Raw genomic sequence first — 17,903 nt, forward strand, 5'->3', positions numbered from 1 at the left:
TCTTAATATCAGATAAATTTTTACTGAGTCATTTTTGATTATATTTGGTTAACCAATCTGGTTGTGCAATTTTTTGTCGTATGATCAATATGTGTTTAAATCAAAATAAAATTTTATAATTAAAAATATCATGACGAATAGCAACAAATTATCTGGAAAAAATATACTCATTACTGCCGGTGCTCAGGGAATTGGAGAAGCCATTACCAGGCATTTTATTGACAGTGGCGCCCATGTTGCTATTCATTATTTTTCTAGTGCGGATACGGCAAACGAATTGGTGAAATATGCTACGGATAAGGGATTGAAAGCAATTGCAATATCTGGGGATTTGACCAAAGAAGAAGATGCCAATAGTTTAGTGGAAAAAACGGTTGAAGCTTTAGGAGATCTACATATTCTTGTAAATAACGCCGGTTCATTGGTTGCGCGTAAAATGCTTAATGAAATGGAAACAGAATTTTGGCATAAGGTGATGGATATCAATCTAACTTCAATGATGTTCGTTACACGGGCAGCAGCACCATATTTGTCAAAAAATGAAAATAGTAGTATTGTCAATTTAGCATCTTTGGCCGGGCGTAAAGGAGGACACCCAGGATCTTTGGTGTACTCTACCAGTAAAGGAGCTATTTTAACTTATACAAGGGCACTTGCCTCAGAATTGGGGCCACAGGGAACAAGAGTTAATGCAGTTGCACCGGGACTTATCTTAGGTACTTCATTTCACAATACACACACAACTAAAGAATCTGCTGCAGAAACTACAAAAGGTATACCTATTCAAAGAGCGGGTAACGCTGATGATGTTGCCAGAGCTGTGTTGTATTTAGCCTCTGAATATGATGGCTTTATTACTGGCGCTACGCTTGATATAAATGGCGGAGTTTATAACATGTAGAATTCAATAAAATTATAATAAAACTAGTCGTCTAAAAGTGAATAGTTTTTATGCTATTAATTTACTCTTGTTCTGGTTTAGACGGCTTAAGAGTGTTTATTTTAAAGAACTCATTTTAATAGAGGTATATAGGCTCTATGAACTATATATTCTTTTGGATATTTCTTTAAGAATAGTTTTATAATAAGAATTATCATGAGGTACATAGTTGTATGTAGTAGTGTTACAAATTGCTTTGCTAAATTGATTTAAAGATTCTAGTTTTAAGTCTTTCACCTCACTCTTCTGCTTTTGAAGTGCACTAAATGGTGACTTTAGTTCAGCTATGAACGTGTGATGAAACTCGTAATCTTTCAATGTTCTAGAGTGATTTTTAAAAGATTTATAAATTCCGATTTTTTCTAAATCCGGAGGGGATATAGTTAATCCTATTTCTTCCTGTACTTCTCGTATAACAGAGGTTAAGATAGATTCACTTGCACCAATATGTCCGGCAACGGAAACATCCCAAAGTAAAGGAAACACATCTTTATTTTTAGACCGTTGCTGCATTAGTATTTGACCATTTGGAGTATAGAACCATATATGCACCGTTTGATGAAACCATCCATTCTTATGCGCATCGGACTTCATGGCAGTTTTGCCGGTTAATTTTCCATGAGCATCTAAAATGTCTATAAGTTCATCCATATAATAAAAAAATCCCTCCAAAGATTGAAGGGATTATATAAAATTTATTCGAAGTAGCTAAACGTTTCTCCATCTTTAATGGTAAGCAATGTTTCGTAGATTAAACGAATTACATTCTCCACATCATCTTTATGAACCGTTTCTACGGTAGTATGCATATAGCGTAGCGGTAAGGAAATTAATGCAGAAGCAACACCGCCATTACTGTAGGCAAAAGCATCTGTGTCCGTACCGGTAGATCTAGAAGCGGCCATTCTTTGAAATGGAATCTTTTTCTCCTCGGCCGTTTCAATAATGCGCTCACGTAATTTATTTTGAACCGCTGGGGCGTAAGAAATTACAGGTCCTGCGCCAATTTCAGTATGTCCTTGCACCTCTTTTTTAATCATTGGTGTTGTGGTGTCATGACAAACATCGGTTACTATTGCTATGTTGGGTTTTATAGTGTGTGTTATCATTTCTGCACCACGTAAACCTATTTCTTCCTGTACAGAATTGGTGATGTAAAGACCAAAAGGTAATTCTACTTTATTTTCATGTAAAAGGCGCGCAACTTCGGCAATCATGAATCCGCCTGCTCTGTTATCAATAGCCCTACATACATACTTATTTTTGTTGAGAATTTGAAACTCGTCCGGATAAGTAATTACACAGCCCACATGAACCCCAAGTTTTTCAACTTCCTCTTTGGTTGTAGCACCGACATCAACGGTTATATTCTCAATTTTTGGTGATTCTTCCTTATCTCCTTTACGGGTATGAATGGCAGGCCAACCAAATATACCTTTTACTATTCCGTTTTTTGTATGGATATTTACCCATTTAGAGGGAGCTATTTGGTGATCACTACCACCATTTCTAATAACATGAATAAGTCCGTTATCTGTAATATAGTTAACATACCAAGAAATTTCATCAGAATGCCCTTCAATGACTACCTTATATTTTGCATCGGGATTAATAACTCCAACAGCCGTACCATATGTATCTGTAATAAATGTGTCTACATAAGGTTTTAGGTAGTCCATCCATATTTTTTGCCCTTCCCACTCATATCCTGTTGGGGCAGCATTATTCAAGTATTTTTCCAAAAAGTCTTCAGACTTTTTGGTAATTATTTTTTTATCAGCCATCAATGTAAGTTTAGGATACAAACTTAACAATATTAGCGTTGTATTAATAATAACCTTCTTTAATAATCGTTAATTTTGGTAGGACTTTTGTTTAGCCTATGGTAATGAAATATAACTTTATACTTCTTTTTTTACTGATCAACAGTGTTTTTATTTGCAATGCACAAGTTGAAGAACAGGAGCTTGATTCGATTACCGAAAAAATGATTATTGTAACCGGTGATTCATTAGTGCAAAGCTCAATAGCCTTAGAGGAAGCCTATGTATTTGGTAAGCTCAAGTTCTCTTCTTATAATGAAAAGTTACGTTATTATATTTTGCGTAGAAAAACACAAAAAGTATATCCGTATGCAAAAATGGCGGCTGAGCGTTTGGTGGAGTTAAACGATAGTTTAGCCAACTTGAAGAATAATAGAAAACGTAAGAAATATACCAAAAAAGTACAGAAGTTTATTGAAGAGGAGTTTTCAGAAGAGCTAAAGAAGTTAACGCGAACAGAGGGTCAGATTTTGGTGAAACTTATTTACAGGCAGACGGGTACCACTGCTTTTAGTCTTGTCAAGGAATTAAGGAACGGTTGGCGTGCATTTTGGTATAATACTACAGCAAAACTTTTTAAGATCAGTATTAAAGAAGAATTTCATCCAGATCTAATAGAAGAGGACTATTTAATAGAGGATATTTTACAACGTGCATTTTCTAAAGGTATATTGGAACGACAAGAAACGGTTTTAGATTATGATTATGATAAGTTGTATAATAAATGGAAAAAAACTCCTAAGAACTAACGTGATTTTGTTTTTTCACCGAAGACTGAATTCATGATAGTCATAATGCCTTTAAAGCCCATGAAAACTGCGAAAAAGGCTAGAGTTAAACCAACTATACATACAGGCCAGAACATTGAATGTTCTTGATTTTTAAATGCTTGCCATAAAATGAATGGTGCGGTAAACATTAGTACAACAGTAAATCCTAGTCGCTTTAATCCTTTTACAAGTAAATCTTTATCTGTTCTTCTCATTATCTGTAATTATAATACTATCCTTATATTCTTCTACAATGGCAAAGTAGCCTAAGGCAAAATTATCTATTTTTTCTAAATTGTTAGCCATCTCGTCATTGTCCATACCTGTAATGTTGATGATGTTGCCCCGTACAGTTGCTGCTGGAGTTTGAAATGGACCTTGGTCACCACCAGATTGAACAATGATTTGGTTCATGTAATTGTAAAATTGTTCATCTGCTCCTAACAGGCTAATAGTAACTTCTGAACTTGTGTTCAATTCCAATTCATTGTCGTAAAAGTATGAAAACACAAATGTTTGCCCTTGGTAAAACTCATCTTCGGTTACTAGAAATTCTCCGAAATCTAAGTCTAATACGTAAAAATCATTTGTTGTATCACGATCGGTAAAGGTAACTATAACCTCTGTTTCATCTTCAGAAAACAATGTCTCATCACCTTGTTCTAATGAGTCTATAGGAACTGATTTTACGTAGGTGGTCGTCGCTAGATATTGTTCAATATCTGTTGTAATTATCAATTTGAAAACATCACCTTCATTAATATTACTTACTCTAATTCTCTGATCACTATCAAATGATGGGTCAGGAACCCATTTTCCGCTACCAGGTTCAACTTCTGCTAAATTTGATACTCCGCCACCTTCCAAAATTTCTGGAGTATCTTCTCTGGGAGTACCGTAATAAATGATAGCGCTTTGAATAGTTGCAACTGTATTTTCTTCAAAGAAGGCACTACTCTCTGAAAACATTATTTCAATGGGTAGATGCTCTTCGTTTTCATCCACTCTGATTACCCCGTTTACAATGAGTCTGCTAACATTATCCGGAAGCTCTACATCAACGACATCTTCGCAAGAAGTAAAGAATGTTATGGTTAATATCAGTATTAAATAGCGTTTCATAGCTTATAATTTAAAATTGTAGGTAACCGCGGGTACAATGCCGAATATAGAAGTACGCACCGCTTCGTTGATACCAGTGTCGTCATTCTGTCTAAAGCTAATAGAAGCGGCATTTCTTCGATTATAAACATTGTAAAGGCTGAAAACCCATTCTCCTTTTATTTTTTTGGTTTTATTCTTCCTAGGAGTTAATGTGGCTGAAAGGTCTAGGCGATTATATGCTGGTAATCGTTGTGTGTTGCGTAGACCATAATATGGTACGGTTAAATTTTGAAACTCAAATTGACCGATAGGGTAGTTGGTAGGTTGCCCGGTTTGATAGGTGAAATTACCGCTAAAACTCCATTTCTCAGATACATCATAGCTTACGAACATAGAAATATCATGTGTTTTGTCATACGGAGTGTTGTACCAATTGCCAAAGTTGATACCGGTTTCAATATTGTTACGACTATTATCTGAAGCAGATGACCTGCCCGGTGTACGTTGTTCAGATTTAGAAAGGGTGTATGCTAGCCAGCCTTGAAGATTACCTTCATTTTTACGAAATAATACTTCTAGACCGTAAGCACGGGCTTCTCCATTTAAAATAACCTGTTCAATGGCATTATTGGCAATCAAATTTGCACCATCTATATAGTCTATTCTGTTTTGAACGTCTTTATAGAAAACCTCAGTTTCAAAAGAATAATCTCCGTCTTTTATATTTTTAAAATACCCAAAGGCATATTGATCTAATAATTGTGGTTTTGTAAAAGGTCCGCTGGGTGTCCAAACATCTAAAGGGGTAGGAGAGCTGGTATTGGATAATAAATGTAAATACTGGGCTAATCTTGTATAGCTAGCTTTAATGGAGCTGGTCTCGTTCAGTGTATAAGATAATGACGCCCTTGGTTCAAAATTACTGAAGTTAGATAAGCTGTTTCCTTTACTTGGATAAATAACATCAATAGGGTCGGCTTCCTTGTAAATAAGTAATAAAGGATCAAATTCAACAGGATTATTATCCGCATAAACATTTAGTTCATCTTGGCCTAATCTCATAAAATGACTATAACGTAAACCATAACCTAGACTTAAATTATCTGTAATACGATGCTCAAAATCTATGTAGGTAGCAAATTCATTGGCATATTTCTGAATTAGCTGTTCTTCTATAATTCCGGATTCAGCATTACTAGGTTCAATTTTACCGGGGTTGAATTGGTAGTAAACATTGTTAACACCATAGTTTACTTGTAACTTATCTGTGCTGTAGTGTTTAAGGTCATATTTAATATTGAAATTACGGATGCCGGAATTCCAATTAAATCCTACGAAATCTAATTTTAGTCCGTAATAGTAATCAGAATAAATTAGAGACAGGTTAGAGAAAAGTTTGTCAGAGAACAAATGGTTCCATCTAAAGTTGCCAACCGTATTTCCGTAGGTGTTCACAAAGCTATCATTGATACCAAATACATCTCTACCAAAATAACCGGACAGGAAAATATTATTTTTTTCGGTTACCCTGTAGTTTAATTTGGTGTTCAGGTCAAAAAAATAAGCGGTATTGTCCACATCAAAAAGGGGTAGAAAAAGATGGGCATATGATGCTCTACCACCAATAAGAAATGCAGCTCTATCCTTTTTAATAGGTCCTTCAATTAAAAGTCTACTAGCCACGGCACCAATGCCTCCGTTCATTTTAAACGCCTTACTATTGCCTTCTTTTTGAAAAATATCTAAAACCGATGACACTCTACCGCCATAACGTGCGGGTATACCACCTTTGTAAAGTTTTACATCTTTTATGGCATCAGGATTAAATACAGAAAAGAATCCGAATAAGTGAGATGAATTAAATATGATGGCTTCATCTAATAAGATAAGATTTTGATCGGCTGCACCTCCGCGAACATTAAACCCGGAAGAACCTTCGCCAGCATTGGTTACACCGGGTAATAATAATATAGATTTGATGACATCTGCTTCACCAAGAATTACCGGTATTTTCTTAATAGTGCCAATAGAAAGAGTGTTAACGCTCATTTGTGGCTTTCTAATGTCCATTTTTTCAACGTTCTCGGTAACCACAACTTCCGCCAGTTGTTCCGCTTTTTCCTCTAATAAATAATCTATCCGTTTATTTTCGATAAGTTCAATTTCTTGAATGATATCTTCAAAACCTAGATAACTAATAAGAACCGTGTAAGTGCCAGGAGGTAATGAGATAGAATAAAACCCGTACTCGTTGGTGGTAACTCCGGTATTTAATTTTGGAATGGCAACGGTAACCCCAATTAGGGTTTCGTTACTGTTGAATTCGGCAATAGAGCCACTTAAGGTATATTTTTGTTGTCCCCAGGATGAAAAAGAGAAGCATAGCCATGAGATAAGAATAAATGGTAAATATCCTTTCATCAATTTTTTTAGTAAAAATACTTAGAAATAAAAGATACTCCTACAACTAATTAAAAGGCAAAAAAATACCCCCAACTAAAGTTGGGGGTATTTTGTAAATAAGCTTATTGGATTAAATGGAGTTTAAAATACCATTTAAAGTAGTACTTGGTCTCATAGCTTCAGCAACTAAAGTAGGATCTGGTTTGTAATAACCGCCTACATCTTGCTTAGCACCTTGAGCTTCTATTAATTCAGTAAGAATCTGAGATTCTTTAGCATTGATTTCTGAGCTCACTTTAGAAAAGATAGCTTTTAGTTCAGCATTATCATCTTGTAATGCCAAAGCCTCTGCCCAATATTTAGCTAAAAAGAAGTGGCTACCTCTGGTATCTATTTCTTTAACTTTTCTGGAAGGGGATTTATCGTTCAATAGAAATTTCTCTGTTGCGCTATCTAAAGTATCACCTAGAATTTTAGCTGCAGCATTTGAGTTTTTCTCACCATAAAATTCTAACGAAACTCCTAATGCCAAGAACTCACCTAAAGAATCCCACCTAAGGTGTCCTTCTTCTAAAAATTGTTCTACGTGCTTTGGAGCAGAACCACCAGCACCGGTTTCAAAAAGTCCGCCACCATTCATTAAAGGAACAATAGATAACATTTTTGCACTTGTACCTACTTCTAATATTGGGAAAAGATCAGTAAGGTAATCACGTAATACATTACCAGATACAGAGATGGTATCTTTACCGGCCTTCATTCTTTTTAATGTAAATTCAGTAGCTTTAATTGGCGACATTATTTGGATATCTAAACCAGTAGTGTCTTCTTTAGCTAAGTAACTATTTACTTTTTTAATTAGTTCAGCATCATGAGCTCTGTTTTCGTCTAACCAGAAAACAGCAGGATCATTTGTAGCTTTGGCTCTTGATACGGCTAATTTTACCCAATCTTCAATAGGTGCGTCCTTAACCTGGCACATACGCCAAATATCACCATCGTTAACATCGTGTTCAATTAAGACTTTTCCTGTTGCTGTGTCAATAACTTGAACTTTTCCGTCTTGTTTAATTTCAAAAGTCTTGTCATGAGAACCATATTCTTCAGCCTTTTGAGCCATAAGTCCCACATTTGGTACCGTACCCATTGTTGTTGGGTCAAAAGCACCATGTTCTTTACAAAAATCTATAGTAGCAGAATAAATGCCTGCATAACTACTATCTGGTATAACCGCTTTAGTGTCTTGCGCTTTCCCTTCTGCATTCCACATTTGACCAGAGTTTCTGATCATTGCAGGCATTGAGGCGTCAATAATAATATCACTAGGAACGTGAAGATTGGTAATTCCTTTATCAGAGTTGACCATTGCTAAATCTGGTCCGTTTGCAAGAGCTTCTTCTAAATCATTGTTAATAGCATCTCTTTCGCTAGTAGGAAGTTTATCAATTTTCTGATACAAACTAGCTAAACCATCATTTGGGCTAATACCTAATGTGTCAAAAGTATCAGCATATTTTACAAATACTGGTTTTAGAAAAGTTTCTACAACGTGCCCAAAGATAATTGGATCAGAAACTTTCATCATGGTAGCTTTTAAATGCACAGAGAAAAGAACCCCTTTGTCATTAGCATCTTTAATCTCTTTTTGCAAGAAATCTAATAATGCTGTTTTGCTCATTACAGTAGCATCAATAATTTCTCCTTTTAGTAAAGCTAGTTTATCTTTTAAGATGGTTTCAGAACCTTCTGAAACTAACTTTATCTGTACTGAAGTAGCATCGTTCAATGTCAATGACTTTTCATTGGCCTGAAAATCTCCTTCACCCATGGTGGCTACATGAGTTTTAGAGCTAGAACTCCAAGCTCCCATACTGTGTGGATTCTGTTTTGCGTAATTTTTCACAGCTCTAGGAGCTCTACGGTCAGAGTTTCCTTCACGTAAAACAGGGTTTACTGCACTACCTTTTATTTTGTCGTATTTTGCCTTAATTTCTTTCTCTTCATCATTTTTAGGCTCGTCTGGGTAGTTTGGTAAATTATAACCTTTGGATTGTAATTCTTCTATTGCTTCGTTCAATTGAGGAACAGAAGCGCTAATATTTGGTAATTTAATAATATTCGCTTCTGGCTGCTTGGCCATATTGCCCAATTCTTCCAAATCATTGGTTACCTGTTGATCCTTTGTTAAAAACTCAGGAAATGTAGCGGCAATTCTTCCGGCTAAAGAAATATCTTTAGTTTCTATTTCAATTCCTGATGATTTAGTGAATGCTTTTACAATAGGTAAAAAAGACTCCGTTGCCAAAGCTGGCGCTTCGTCTGTTTTGGTATAAAAAATTTTGGACATTTGCGGTATGTTTTAATTTAAGCGGAACAAATATACGATTTTCTAAAGGTTTGAAAGCGTGGAGCGGTCTTAATATTTTCAGCTTAGGAAGGAAGATTTGTTAAATAACAAAAGCCATATCAATGTACGCATACAATGATATGGCTTTTTAGAAAAAGTTTACGGACAGTTTGTTTTAATTTTTCATTAAAACGGCAACCCTTGATTGCACCCGCTTCACTAATTCAACGTTTTAAAATGTTTTTCGATTCTCAAGTACGTAACCTGACATCTACACATCATTTCTTTTTTGCGGTCTTTATTGTAAAATAGAAACCTAGTATATAGTTTTTCTAAGATTCAATTAATTTTAAGAGCTATAAGTGATAGCTTGTAGTCTTAAAATTTCCCTCATTTAATTACCATTAAATGTTTAGCATAAAACTGCAATACGAAAGAACGTAAACTCCGTAGTGGTTGCAAAATTGGATTCTTTGTCATCCAAATTTTTTAACTACACTACAATGTACAAAAAAATACAATTAAAATGTAAAATTCGTAAACTTTTATTATTCAACACATTATGAACAGCGGTTATTCACTTTTGTTCATAAAAAAAGCACTGTTTCAAAAAATGAGACAGTGCTTAATGTTATTAGGAAAAGAAGTTTATCCTCTAATCTCTTTAATTCTAGCTTTCTTACCAGTTAATTCACGGAAGTAGTAAATTCTAGATCTACGTACTTTACCACGTTTGTTAACTTCAATTTTTTGTAATGCAGGTAAGTTAACAGGGAAGATACGCTCAACACCTACGGTACCTGACATTTTACGGATAGTAAAAGTTTCTGTTGAACCAGAGCCTCTACGTTGTATTACCACTCCTTTAAAGAACTGAGTTCTTGTTTTTTCACCTTCCTTAATTTCGTAGTACACAGTAATTGTGTCACCAGCAGAAAATTTTGGAAAATCTTTCTTCGTTACGAACTCGTCTTGTACAAATTTTATTAATGATTCCATCGTATAGTTAATTGGAATTAAATTAAAGCAACATTCACGATTATCGTCAGAGGTTGTTCTAACAGGGTGCAAAAATAATATTTAAATTAAAACACACAAGCATTTATATGGTTTTTCTATAATATTTCAAATTACACTACTCAAGTAAGTCTGGTCGTAGTTTTTCGGTGCGATCATACGCTTGGTTTTCTCGCCATTCTTCAATCTTTCCAAAATTACCACTTAATAGAACTTCTGGTACATTCATTCCTTTGTATTCTGCAGGTCTAGTATAGACCGGAGGAGCTAATAGTCCATCTTGAAAAGTATCGGTTAAGGCAGAAGTTTCATCGTTCAATACACCTGGTAGCAATCTTATTATAGAATCGCAAAGTACAGCTGCACCTAATTCTCCTCCAGAAAGTACATAATCTCCAATAGAAATTTCTTTGGTAATAAACGCATCTCTCACACGTTGGTCAACACCTTTGTAATGTCCGCAAAGAATAATTATGTTTTCTACCATAGAAAGTGTGTTTGCCATTTTCTGATTTAAGGTGGCGCCATCTGGGGTCATATAGATAACTTCATCATAATTGCGCTGAGATTTTAATTCGGTAATACATTTGTCTATAGGTTCTATCATCAAAACCATGCCTGCGCCACCACCAAACTGATAGTCGTCAACATTACGGTACTTGGTAGAGGTGTAATCCCTTATATTATGAAAATGGACTTCGACCAATCCTTTGTCAATAGCTCTTTTTAAAATAGAGGCTTCAAACGGACTGGTAAGTAGTTCAGGTAATACGGTAATAATATCTATTCGCATCTTTTGAGTTTGCTTCATTATTTAGCCTGCCAAAAGTAATGAAAAGAGTCGTAATTTTTTTTCATCATAATTTCTTGTATAATTTTTAAGAGAGGTTGTGCATTGTTGTTTCCAATGCTAATCCTATAGTACTATTCTCGTTGTAAAATTCTTGTACTTTTAGCAATACCTGATTCTTGTAGAGTCTCCATTATCGTCTGTTTTAACAAACAAATCCTTTAGAAAAAGAGATTTTTGTAGGCTAATAAAGGAAAAGGTATAGTGTAGCTGTATAAGCGCAATAGCCTTGTTATCCTCGTATGCCGCAAATAGGATAGATTCCTCTCTGTCAATTCTATTTGTTAAAACTTGGAGCAGCATTAATATCGGATTCTATTTTATAAAATACCTTACACCCATCAAGAAGGGATTAAAATGTCATTGATTTCAGCTTTTGTAACTTTTTGTATATGCCCTATATAAAAAAAAGCTCCGTAAAGGAGCTTTTAATTATTTAATTTTCTTCTGCTTATTAATCTCGTCTTGGTATTGTCTACTAATTTTTTGCTCTCGTTCTAAAGCTCTTCGTCTGTGATCTTCGTATTCAACCTCTAATTCAGAAAGGTTTTGTTTGGCTTCTTGAGTTAATATATTGCTATTTCTAAATTTATAAATAAACAAACCAAGCATTAAAAATAACCCTCCAATAATTGTCCAAAGGACAAAGTTGTATGTTCCTTTGGAAACTGGTAGTCCTAGAAAAAACATACTATCTTTTTCTTCGGTTACAGCGCCCAGTTTAGTTGTTGTTTCTTCCAACTTATTGTTTAAAGAAGTTATGGTAGTCTCATGTTCGGCAATTGTAGATTTAAGTTCGCCAGTTTTTTTATTCATGGCAGCTATTGAATCTAAAACATTTTTACGAATCTTAAATAGATTGGTTTCTTTTACTACTTCATATCTAACGCCATCGGCTCTATAGTTTCCGGAGCGTTTAGCAATAAAATCGAATTGATTACTGATCGGACCTTCATCTAAAGATAGTTTATCTTCTTCTTGTTCAGTGTCTTGCGCAAATTGTACATTACTAGCTAAGAGAAGTGCTAGAATTAATAATGTTCTACAGAATTTCATGAAATAGATGCTTAGGTTAATTTGAATAAATTAGAATTGACTAAAGTACTTTATAATTGTTGAAATATAAAAAAAACAACAAGGCTAAATGTACCTTTATTTAACTACGTTGCGTATTCATAAATAGATGTTCTACTTTTAAAAAAATTAATAATACGTAAAACGGCGTACCTTGGCAATGTATTTCGCTAACCGAATAACTTGATGTGAATAGCCGTGCTCGTTGTCATACCATATATACAGGATAATATTTTTACCGGTATCTGAAACAATTGTAGCCATACTATCATAAATAGATGGTGCAGAGGATCCTATGATATCTGACGAAACCAATTCTTTATCTAATGAATATTTTATTTGCTCTACCAAGTCGCCTTCAAGAGCATATTTCTTAATCATGGTGTTTACACCTTCTAGGGATGTTTTTTGATTAACATCAAGATTTAAAATGGCTAAAGAACCATTAGGTACTGGAACACGAATAGCATTAGATGTTAATTTTCCTTTTAGAGAGGGTAGCGCTTTTGTTACAGCTTTTCCTGCTCCTGTTTCGGTAATGACCATATTTAGTGCGGCTGCACGCCCTCTTCTGTATTTGCCGTGCATATTATCTACCAAATTTTGATCATTGGTGTATGCGTGAATCGTTTCTAAATGCCCTTTGTCAATACCAAAAGTCTCTTCTATGGCTTTTAATATAGGGGTTATGGCATTTGTAGTGCAAGAGGCAGCTGAAAATATTGAAGTGTTATCTGGGTTGTATTCTAAATGGTTTACACCGTGAACAATGTTTGCAACCTCCTTACCGGGTGCTGTTAAAAGCACTTTTGATGCTCCCTTGGCTTGTAAGTGTCTTTCTAATTGTTCCTTTGTTCTAAATGCGCCTGTATTATCAATTATCAACGCGTCTTTAATGCCATATTCTGTATATGTTATCTCTTCTGGCATATTAGCATAAATAACATGTACCGTTGTGCCGTTGATAATCAGCTTAAGGTTGGCATAATCAACTTTTACAGTACCATTGAAAATACCATGAACTGAGTCGATTCTAAGTAAACTGGCTCTTTTTTCAAGGTTTTCTATACTTGGCCTACCTCTAACCACAATAGCTCTTAAGCGTAATTGGTTTCCTTTGCCGGTTTTAGACATTAACTCTCTGGCAACTAATCTGCCAATTCTTCCAAATCCATATAGAACAACATCCTTGGGGTGTATGCTTTTAAAATCTTGTGCAGATTGTAATTTATCAATTACAAATGATTTTACGTTATTTAAAATATTTGTGTCGGCGTGGTATTCGTAAGTTAATTTGCCAATATCAAGTTTTGATGGAGGGAGCATCATGTCAGATATGGAGCGAAGAATTTCTACTGAATCAAAGATTGATATCGGTTTTTGTACAAACTCACCAGCGTACTCGTGTAAATGAATAATATCACTAACATTCTTATCTATAACCTGATTCTTAAAAAGAACGATTTCAATAGATTTATCATACCATAGATCACTGACAATTTTAATAAATTCTGTTGTAGCTTTTCTTCGATCTGCTTGAAATGCCAGTTCTTTTTCAAATGTGGTTTGTGGAGGCATAATGAGTTGAGTATTTTATAATTCGCACAAAACTAGAAAAATTAACTCCTTAAAATAAATATTTTGCAAAAAAAAGCCTTCGATTTTACGAAGGCTGTATTTTTTGATTTGTTTTTTATTGAAATATTAATCGGTCTCGTTCACCATTTGATCCTACCATAACTATAACGGTCTTGCCGTATTTAGAAATAGCACCAAAAGCAGTGTAAGCATCATCAATATTACCTATTTCATAATCATCTATTTTAACGATTACCTTTTCGGACAAGCCGTAACCTCTATAACGTTCCGGAACTCCGGTAATTTTTACGCCAGATGAAATTTTATATACTTTCTTATCGTGCTCGGTAAGGTTTTTTACTTCTAAGCCCATTTCGGGAACTACCAATTTTTGTCTTTCTTTTAAAACTAAAGGAAGTGTCAATAATTCTTTATCTCTATCAATAACGAAGGCTAGTGTGTCTCCGGGTCTTTTTGTGGAAAGGTAACCGGTTAGGTCAGGGTATTTGTGAACTTTTATTTCATCGACCTTTTTAATGATATCACCAACAACAATACCAGCTTCCTGTGCGGCGGATTCTTCCTCAACAAGTTCAATGAACACCCCATCAATATTATTGATACCTTTTTCAATGGCATCTCTAGTATTTACAGGCGCAGGTCTAATTCCCATGAAGCCTTTTTGCACATTACCGTATTCCAAAATATCTTGAACCACCTTTTTGGCAATATTACTTGGTACTGCAAAAGAATAACCAACATAAGAACCGGTTTGTGAAGTAATGGCCGTGTTAATACCTACTAAATCACCATTGGTATTAACCAATGCACCGCCCGAGTTCCCTGGATTGACAGCTGCATCGGTTTGTATGAAAGATTGATTTCTTCCAAGATTACGAGCTTTAGCGCTTACAATACCGGCAGTAACAGTTGAAGTTAAGTTGAAAGGATTGCCAACAGCAAGTACCCATTCGCCAATTTTAGTATGATCAGAATCACCAAAAGCTAGATAAGGTAGCTTTTCCTTTGGGTCAATTTTAATTAGAGCAATGTCAGAATTAGGATCCGTGCCAATTAATTCTGCATTATAAGTTCTGTTGTTGTTCAGGGTGACCTGTAATTGAGTTGCTTTGTTAATAACATGGTTATTGGTAACAATGTAGCCGTCAGACGAGATAATGACTCCTGATCCGGTGCCTACCTGTGGTACTGCGCTTCTGCTAGTGCCATAAAAAAAATCGAATATAGTTGTAGGCCCTTGGCTAAGTGTTATATTCTTAACATGGACTACGGCGTTCACTGTATTTTCTGCAGCTATAGTAAAATCAACTTCATTTATACCGGCACCCCTGGCAGAGGTTGGTGTGTAGCTAGTGTTTACAACGCTACCATTATTCTCTTGGCTAATTATAGTAAAATTTTCCTTTTGGAAAAATAGTATGTAAGCACCTAATGTAATTGCACCGGCAAAAACGGATACAAACAAGAGACTTGCTAATCTTTTCATATTCATTAAATTTTTAACGCATTATACACAAAATTACTTGTTTTTATGTTATTTAGTAAGCGTTTAACTAGTTTTTAACTACCGGGTCAGAAGCAAATATATGCTATCTTTGAGTCTTTATTTTGAGCATGGAAAAAACGTTTTATAAATATCAAGGTACAGGAAATGATTTTGTGATGATAGACAATCGCAAAGAGCAATTTCCTAAAGAGGATACACAATTAATAGCTAATATATGCCATAGAAGATTTGGGGTGGGTGCAGACGGACTTATTTTATTGGAAAATGATGATGCTACCGACTTTAGAATGGTATATTATAATGCTGATGGAAGAGAAGGAAGCATGTGTGGTAATGGTGGAAGGTGTATTGTAGCCTTTGCCCATTTTCTAGAAATCATAAAAAAAGACACCGTTTTTATTGCAGTAGATGGTTTGCATGAAGCAACTATCGTCAATGATATTGTCAGTCTTAAAATGACAGATGTTGGTGAGGTTAAAGAGAAATCCAATGCTTTGTTTATGGACACTGGTTCTCCGCATCATGTGCAGATGGTGAAAGAACTAAAGTCCTTAGATCTTGCAAAAGAAGGAGCTCGTTTGCGCTATAGTATATATGGAGAAAAGGGTAGTAATATCAATTTTGTGGAAGAAAATGCTGAAGGTGGATTTGATATAAGAACGTACGAACGCGGTGTTGAAGATGAAACCTTATCATGTGGTACAGGGGTAACGGCTGTTGCTTTAGGTATGTATCACTTGGGTAATACAAGTGAAAGGACCATTGCGGTAAATGCAATAGGGGGGCATCTAGAAGTTACTTTTCAAGAAGAACAGGGTGTTTTTAGTAATATCTTTCTTAAAGGAGAAGCAAAACAAGTATTTAAGGGCGAACTAACGTGGTAACATTAAAAGGAGATAAGATATATCTAAGGGCCTTAGAACAAAAGGATCTCCAATTTTTATATGAACTTGAGAATGATACTAGTGTTTGGGAAGTAAGCGGAACGGTTACGCCGTATTCTAAAGATGTGTTGCAACTCTATCTAGATAGTGCTCACAGAGATATTTATGACGTAAAGCAATTAAGGTTGGTGATAAGTTCAAAAGAACATAACGCTGTTGGTCTAATAGATGTTTTTGATTTTGAACCAAATCATAAACGCGCAGGTATTGGTATAGTTGTTTTAGATAAAAATCAAAGAAATAAAGGAATAGGAGCAGAGGCTATAACCCTTTTGTGTAATTATTTATTTGATGTATTGGGTTTGAAACAGGTTTTTGCAAATATTTTAGAAGAAAATGCTCCTAGTTTACATTTATTTAAAAAGCTAGGATTTCTAGAAGTTGGGGTTAAAAAAGATTGGGTGAGGTTTAAGAATGTATATAAGAATGAAGTATTATTGCAAAAAATAAATAGCTAATGTATATCAAGCGCATTTTGTTGGGCGTAATGCTCTTAGGTTTAATTGGAGGTGGGATCTTTGCTTATACCGTTTACGGAACATTTTTTACATCTAACACTAGTTTTAAAAATGATACAGCAATAGTTTTTATTCCTACGGATGCTAAGATTATTGATTTAGAAGAACGACTTTCTCCAATTTTGGAAGATTTTAATTCGTTTAAATCAGCGGCAAAGAGAAAAGGTTATTTGGCTAATATAAAAGCAGGAAGGTATAAGATCGGTAAAGGGATGAACAATAATGATATTGTAAACTCATTACGAAGTAGGAATTTGCCTGTAAAAGTATCTTACAACAATCAAGAAAATATAAATGATTTAGCCGGAAGAATTGCTAGTCAAATAGAAGCTGATAGTGCTTCATTGGTAGCTGCATTTGATGATAAGGAATTTTTGAAGGCGAACGGATTTGATGATGCCAATAAGTTAGCATTATATATACCTAACAGTTATGAGTTCTTTTGGAATACTTCGGCAGAATCATTTAGGGCTAGAATGCTTAAAGAATATAATCGTTTTTGGACAGATGCTCGAAAAGAGAAAGCCAGCGCACTTGGTTTAAAGCCCAATGAGGTAATTGCTTTGGCGTCGATCGTTCATAAAGAAACAGCCAAAGTAGATGAAAGGCCAACGGTAGCCGGGGTGTATTTAAATAGATTAAGAAAAAGAATGTTATTACAGGCGGACCCTACTGTTATCTATGCTATTAAGAAAGAAACTGGAAATTTTGATACCGTAATAAAACGAGTTTTGTATAAAGACTTAGAATTGGATTCTCCTTATAACACGTATAAATACGCAGGTTTGCCACCGGGACCTATTGCCATGCCGGACATAAGTGCAATAGATGCTGTTTTAAATCCTAAAAAGCACAACTATTACTATTTTGTGGCGAACGTAGAAAAATTCGGTTATCATATGTTCGCAGAGAATTTAGCGCAGCATAACCGGAATAAAGCACAGTACATCCGTTGGATTAATGCTCAGAAAATCAATAGGTAAGCTTTCATCCGAATTTTAGTACTT

General features: G+C 35.0%; 17 protein-coding genes. 5 read left to right on the forward strand and 12 right to left on the reverse strand.

Annotated features, from left to right (window positions below; all coding sequences use genetic code 11):
* Window positions 1–130: 130 nt before the first annotated feature.
* A complete protein-coding gene (locus tag BW936_RS09185) occupies window positions 131–901 on the forward strand; it encodes an SDR family NAD(P)-dependent oxidoreductase (RefSeq protein WP_076548101.1) in 771 nt (256 codons plus the stop codon).
* A 135-nt stretch (window positions 902–1,036) separates the two neighbouring features.
* On the opposite strand, the gene BW936_RS09190 is transcribed toward BW936_RS09185, so the two are convergent.
* Window positions 1,037–1,612: an NUDIX hydrolase gene (locus BW936_RS09190; RefSeq protein ID WP_317042885.1), complete on the reverse strand. Its 576-nt coding sequence runs from the start codon at window positions 1,610–1,612 to the stop codon at window positions 1,037–1,039.
* Window positions 1,613–1,635: 23 nt separating this feature from the next.
* Entirely contained in the window at window positions 1,636–2,724 is a 1,089-nt protein-coding gene (locus BW936_RS09195) for a M42 family metallopeptidase (protein ID WP_076548103.1), read from the reverse strand.
* A 104-nt stretch (window positions 2,725–2,828) separates the two neighbouring features.
* Between BW936_RS09195 and BW936_RS09200 the strand changes: the two genes are divergently transcribed.
* Window positions 2,829–3,512: a DUF4294 domain-containing protein gene (locus BW936_RS09200; RefSeq protein WP_076548391.1), complete on the forward strand. Its 684-nt coding sequence runs from the start codon at window positions 2,829–2,831 to the stop codon at window positions 3,510–3,512.
* Here BW936_RS09200 and BW936_RS09205 read toward each other — a convergent pair.
* The 10 genes from BW936_RS09205 to BW936_RS09245 form a co-directional block, all read right to left on the reverse strand.
* Window positions 3,509–3,748 (reverse strand): DUF6095 family protein, encoded by a 240-nt coding sequence (locus tag BW936_RS09205; RefSeq protein WP_076548104.1) that lies wholly within the window; start codon window positions 3,746–3,748, stop codon window positions 3,509–3,511. The genes BW936_RS09200 and BW936_RS09205 overlap by 4 nt on opposite strands.
* A complete protein-coding gene (locus BW936_RS09210; RefSeq protein WP_076548105.1) occupies window positions 3,732–4,655 on the reverse strand; it encodes a DUF4249 family protein in 924 nt (307 codons plus the stop codon). The genes BW936_RS09205 and BW936_RS09210 overlap by 17 nt, the downstream gene beginning before the upstream one ends.
* A 3-nt stretch (window positions 4,656–4,658) precedes the next feature.
* Entirely contained in the window at window positions 4,659–7,058 is a 2,400-nt protein-coding gene (locus tag BW936_RS09215) for a TonB-dependent receptor (RefSeq protein ID WP_076548106.1), read from the reverse strand.
* Window positions 7,059–7,170: 112 nt separating this feature from the next.
* Complete coding sequence (locus tag BW936_RS09220) at window positions 7,171–9,387, reverse strand: NADP-dependent isocitrate dehydrogenase (RefSeq protein WP_076548107.1); 2,217 nt, start codon at window positions 9,385–9,387, stop codon at window positions 7,171–7,173.
* A gap of 648 nt (window positions 9,388–10,035) precedes the next feature.
* Window positions 10,036–10,386, reverse strand: coding sequence for a 50S ribosomal protein L19 (gene rplS, locus BW936_RS09225; RefSeq protein ID WP_076548108.1), 351 nt, complete (start codon window positions 10,384–10,386; stop codon window positions 10,036–10,038).
* Window positions 10,387–10,522: 136 nt separating this feature from the next.
* Window positions 10,523–11,197, reverse strand: a complete 675-nt coding sequence (gene trmD / locus BW936_RS09230) for a tRNA (guanosine(37)-N1)-methyltransferase TrmD (protein ID WP_076548392.1) — start codon at window positions 11,195–11,197, stop codon at window positions 10,523–10,525.
* Window positions 11,198–11,356: 159 nt separating this feature from the next.
* Window positions 11,357–11,557, reverse strand: a complete 201-nt coding sequence (locus BW936_RS19475) for a hypothetical protein (protein WP_143744091.1) — start codon at window positions 11,555–11,557, stop codon at window positions 11,357–11,359.
* A gap of 129 nt (window positions 11,558–11,686) precedes the next feature.
* Entirely contained in the window at window positions 11,687–12,310 is a 624-nt protein-coding gene (locus tag BW936_RS09235) for a tRNA (guanine-N1)-methyltransferase (protein ID WP_076548109.1), read from the reverse strand.
* A gap of 147 nt (window positions 12,311–12,457) precedes the next feature.
* Window positions 12,458–13,906, reverse strand: coding sequence for a glyceraldehyde-3-phosphate dehydrogenase (locus BW936_RS09240; RefSeq protein WP_076548110.1), 1,449 nt, complete (start codon window positions 13,904–13,906; stop codon window positions 12,458–12,460).
* A gap of 115 nt (window positions 13,907–14,021) precedes the next feature.
* Window positions 14,022–15,413: a S1C family serine protease gene (locus BW936_RS09245; protein WP_076548393.1), complete on the reverse strand. Its 1,392-nt coding sequence runs from the start codon at window positions 15,411–15,413 to the stop codon at window positions 14,022–14,024.
* Window positions 15,414–15,541: 128 nt separating this feature from the next.
* Here BW936_RS09245 and dapF point away from each other — a divergent pair, with 128 nt between their 5' ends.
* From dapF to mltG, 3 genes are read left to right on the forward strand one after another with little or no spacing between them, the layout of a single operon-like run.
* Window positions 15,542–16,318: a diaminopimelate epimerase gene (gene dapF, locus BW936_RS09250; RefSeq protein WP_076548111.1), complete on the forward strand. Its 777-nt coding sequence runs from the start codon at window positions 15,542–15,544 to the stop codon at window positions 16,316–16,318.
* Window positions 16,312–16,836 (forward strand): GNAT family N-acetyltransferase, encoded by a 525-nt coding sequence (locus BW936_RS09255; RefSeq protein WP_076548112.1) that lies wholly within the window; start codon window positions 16,312–16,314, stop codon window positions 16,834–16,836. Before dapF ends, BW936_RS09255 begins: the two co-directional genes overlap by 7 nt.
* Window positions 16,836–17,879 (forward strand): endolytic transglycosylase MltG, encoded by a 1,044-nt coding sequence (mltG, locus tag BW936_RS09260; RefSeq protein ID WP_076548113.1) that lies wholly within the window; start codon window positions 16,836–16,838, stop codon window positions 17,877–17,879. The genes BW936_RS09255 and mltG overlap by 1 nt, the downstream gene beginning before the upstream one ends.
* Window positions 17,880–17,903 lie beyond the last annotated feature (24 nt).

Source organism: Maribacter ulvicola, assembly GCF_900155985.1.
Taxonomy (GTDB): domain Bacteria; phylum Bacteroidota; class Bacteroidia; order Flavobacteriales; family Flavobacteriaceae; genus Maribacter; species Maribacter ulvicola.

Excerpts from the sequence above, each read along its gene's own strand:
- BW936_RS09200 (WP_076548391.1), top strand. The coding sequence starts at position 2,829 with ATGAAATATAACTTTATACTTCTTTTTTTACTGATCAACAGTGTTTTT.
- dapF (WP_076548111.1), top strand. The coding sequence starts at position 15,542 with ATGGAAAAAACGTTTTATAAATATCAAGGTACAGGAAATGATTTTGTG.
- BW936_RS09240 (WP_076548110.1), bottom strand. The coding sequence starts at position 13,906 with ATGCCTCCACAAACCACATTTGAAAAAGAACTGGCATTTCAAGCAGAT.
- BW936_RS09210 (WP_076548105.1), bottom strand. The coding sequence starts at position 4,655 with ATGAAACGCTATTTAATACTGATATTAACCATAACATTCTTTACTTCT.
- BW936_RS09205 (WP_076548104.1), bottom strand. The coding sequence starts at position 3,748 with ATGAGAAGAACAGATAAAGATTTACTTGTAAAAGGATTAAAGCGACTA.
- BW936_RS09195 (WP_076548103.1), bottom strand. The coding sequence starts at position 2,724 with ATGGCTGATAAAAAAATAATTACCAAAAAGTCTGAAGACTTTTTGGAA.
- BW936_RS19475 (WP_143744091.1), bottom strand. The coding sequence starts at position 11,557 with ATGCTGCTCCAAGTTTTAACAAATAGAATTGACAGAGAGGAATCTATC.
- BW936_RS09215 (WP_076548106.1), bottom strand. The coding sequence starts at position 7,058 with ATGAAAGGATATTTACCATTTATTCTTATCTCATGGCTATGCTTCTCT.
- BW936_RS09185 (WP_076548101.1), top strand. The coding sequence starts at position 131 with ATGACGAATAGCAACAAATTATCTGGAAAAAATATACTCATTACTGCC.
- rplS (WP_076548108.1), bottom strand. The coding sequence starts at position 10,386 with ATGGAATCATTAATAAAATTTGTACAAGACGAGTTCGTAACGAAGAAA.
- mltG (WP_076548113.1), top strand. The coding sequence starts at position 16,836 with ATGTATATCAAGCGCATTTTGTTGGGCGTAATGCTCTTAGGTTTAATT.
- BW936_RS09245 (WP_076548393.1), bottom strand. The coding sequence starts at position 15,413 with ATGAAAAGATTAGCAAGTCTCTTGTTTGTATCCGTTTTTGCCGGTGCA.
- BW936_RS09220 (WP_076548107.1), bottom strand. The coding sequence starts at position 9,387 with ATGTCCAAAATTTTTTATACCAAAACAGACGAAGCGCCAGCTTTGGCA.
- BW936_RS09235 (WP_076548109.1), bottom strand. The coding sequence starts at position 12,310 with ATGAAATTCTGTAGAACATTATTAATTCTAGCACTTCTCTTAGCTAGT.
- trmD (WP_076548392.1), bottom strand. The coding sequence starts at position 11,197 with ATGCGAATAGATATTATTACCGTATTACCTGAACTACTTACCAGTCCG.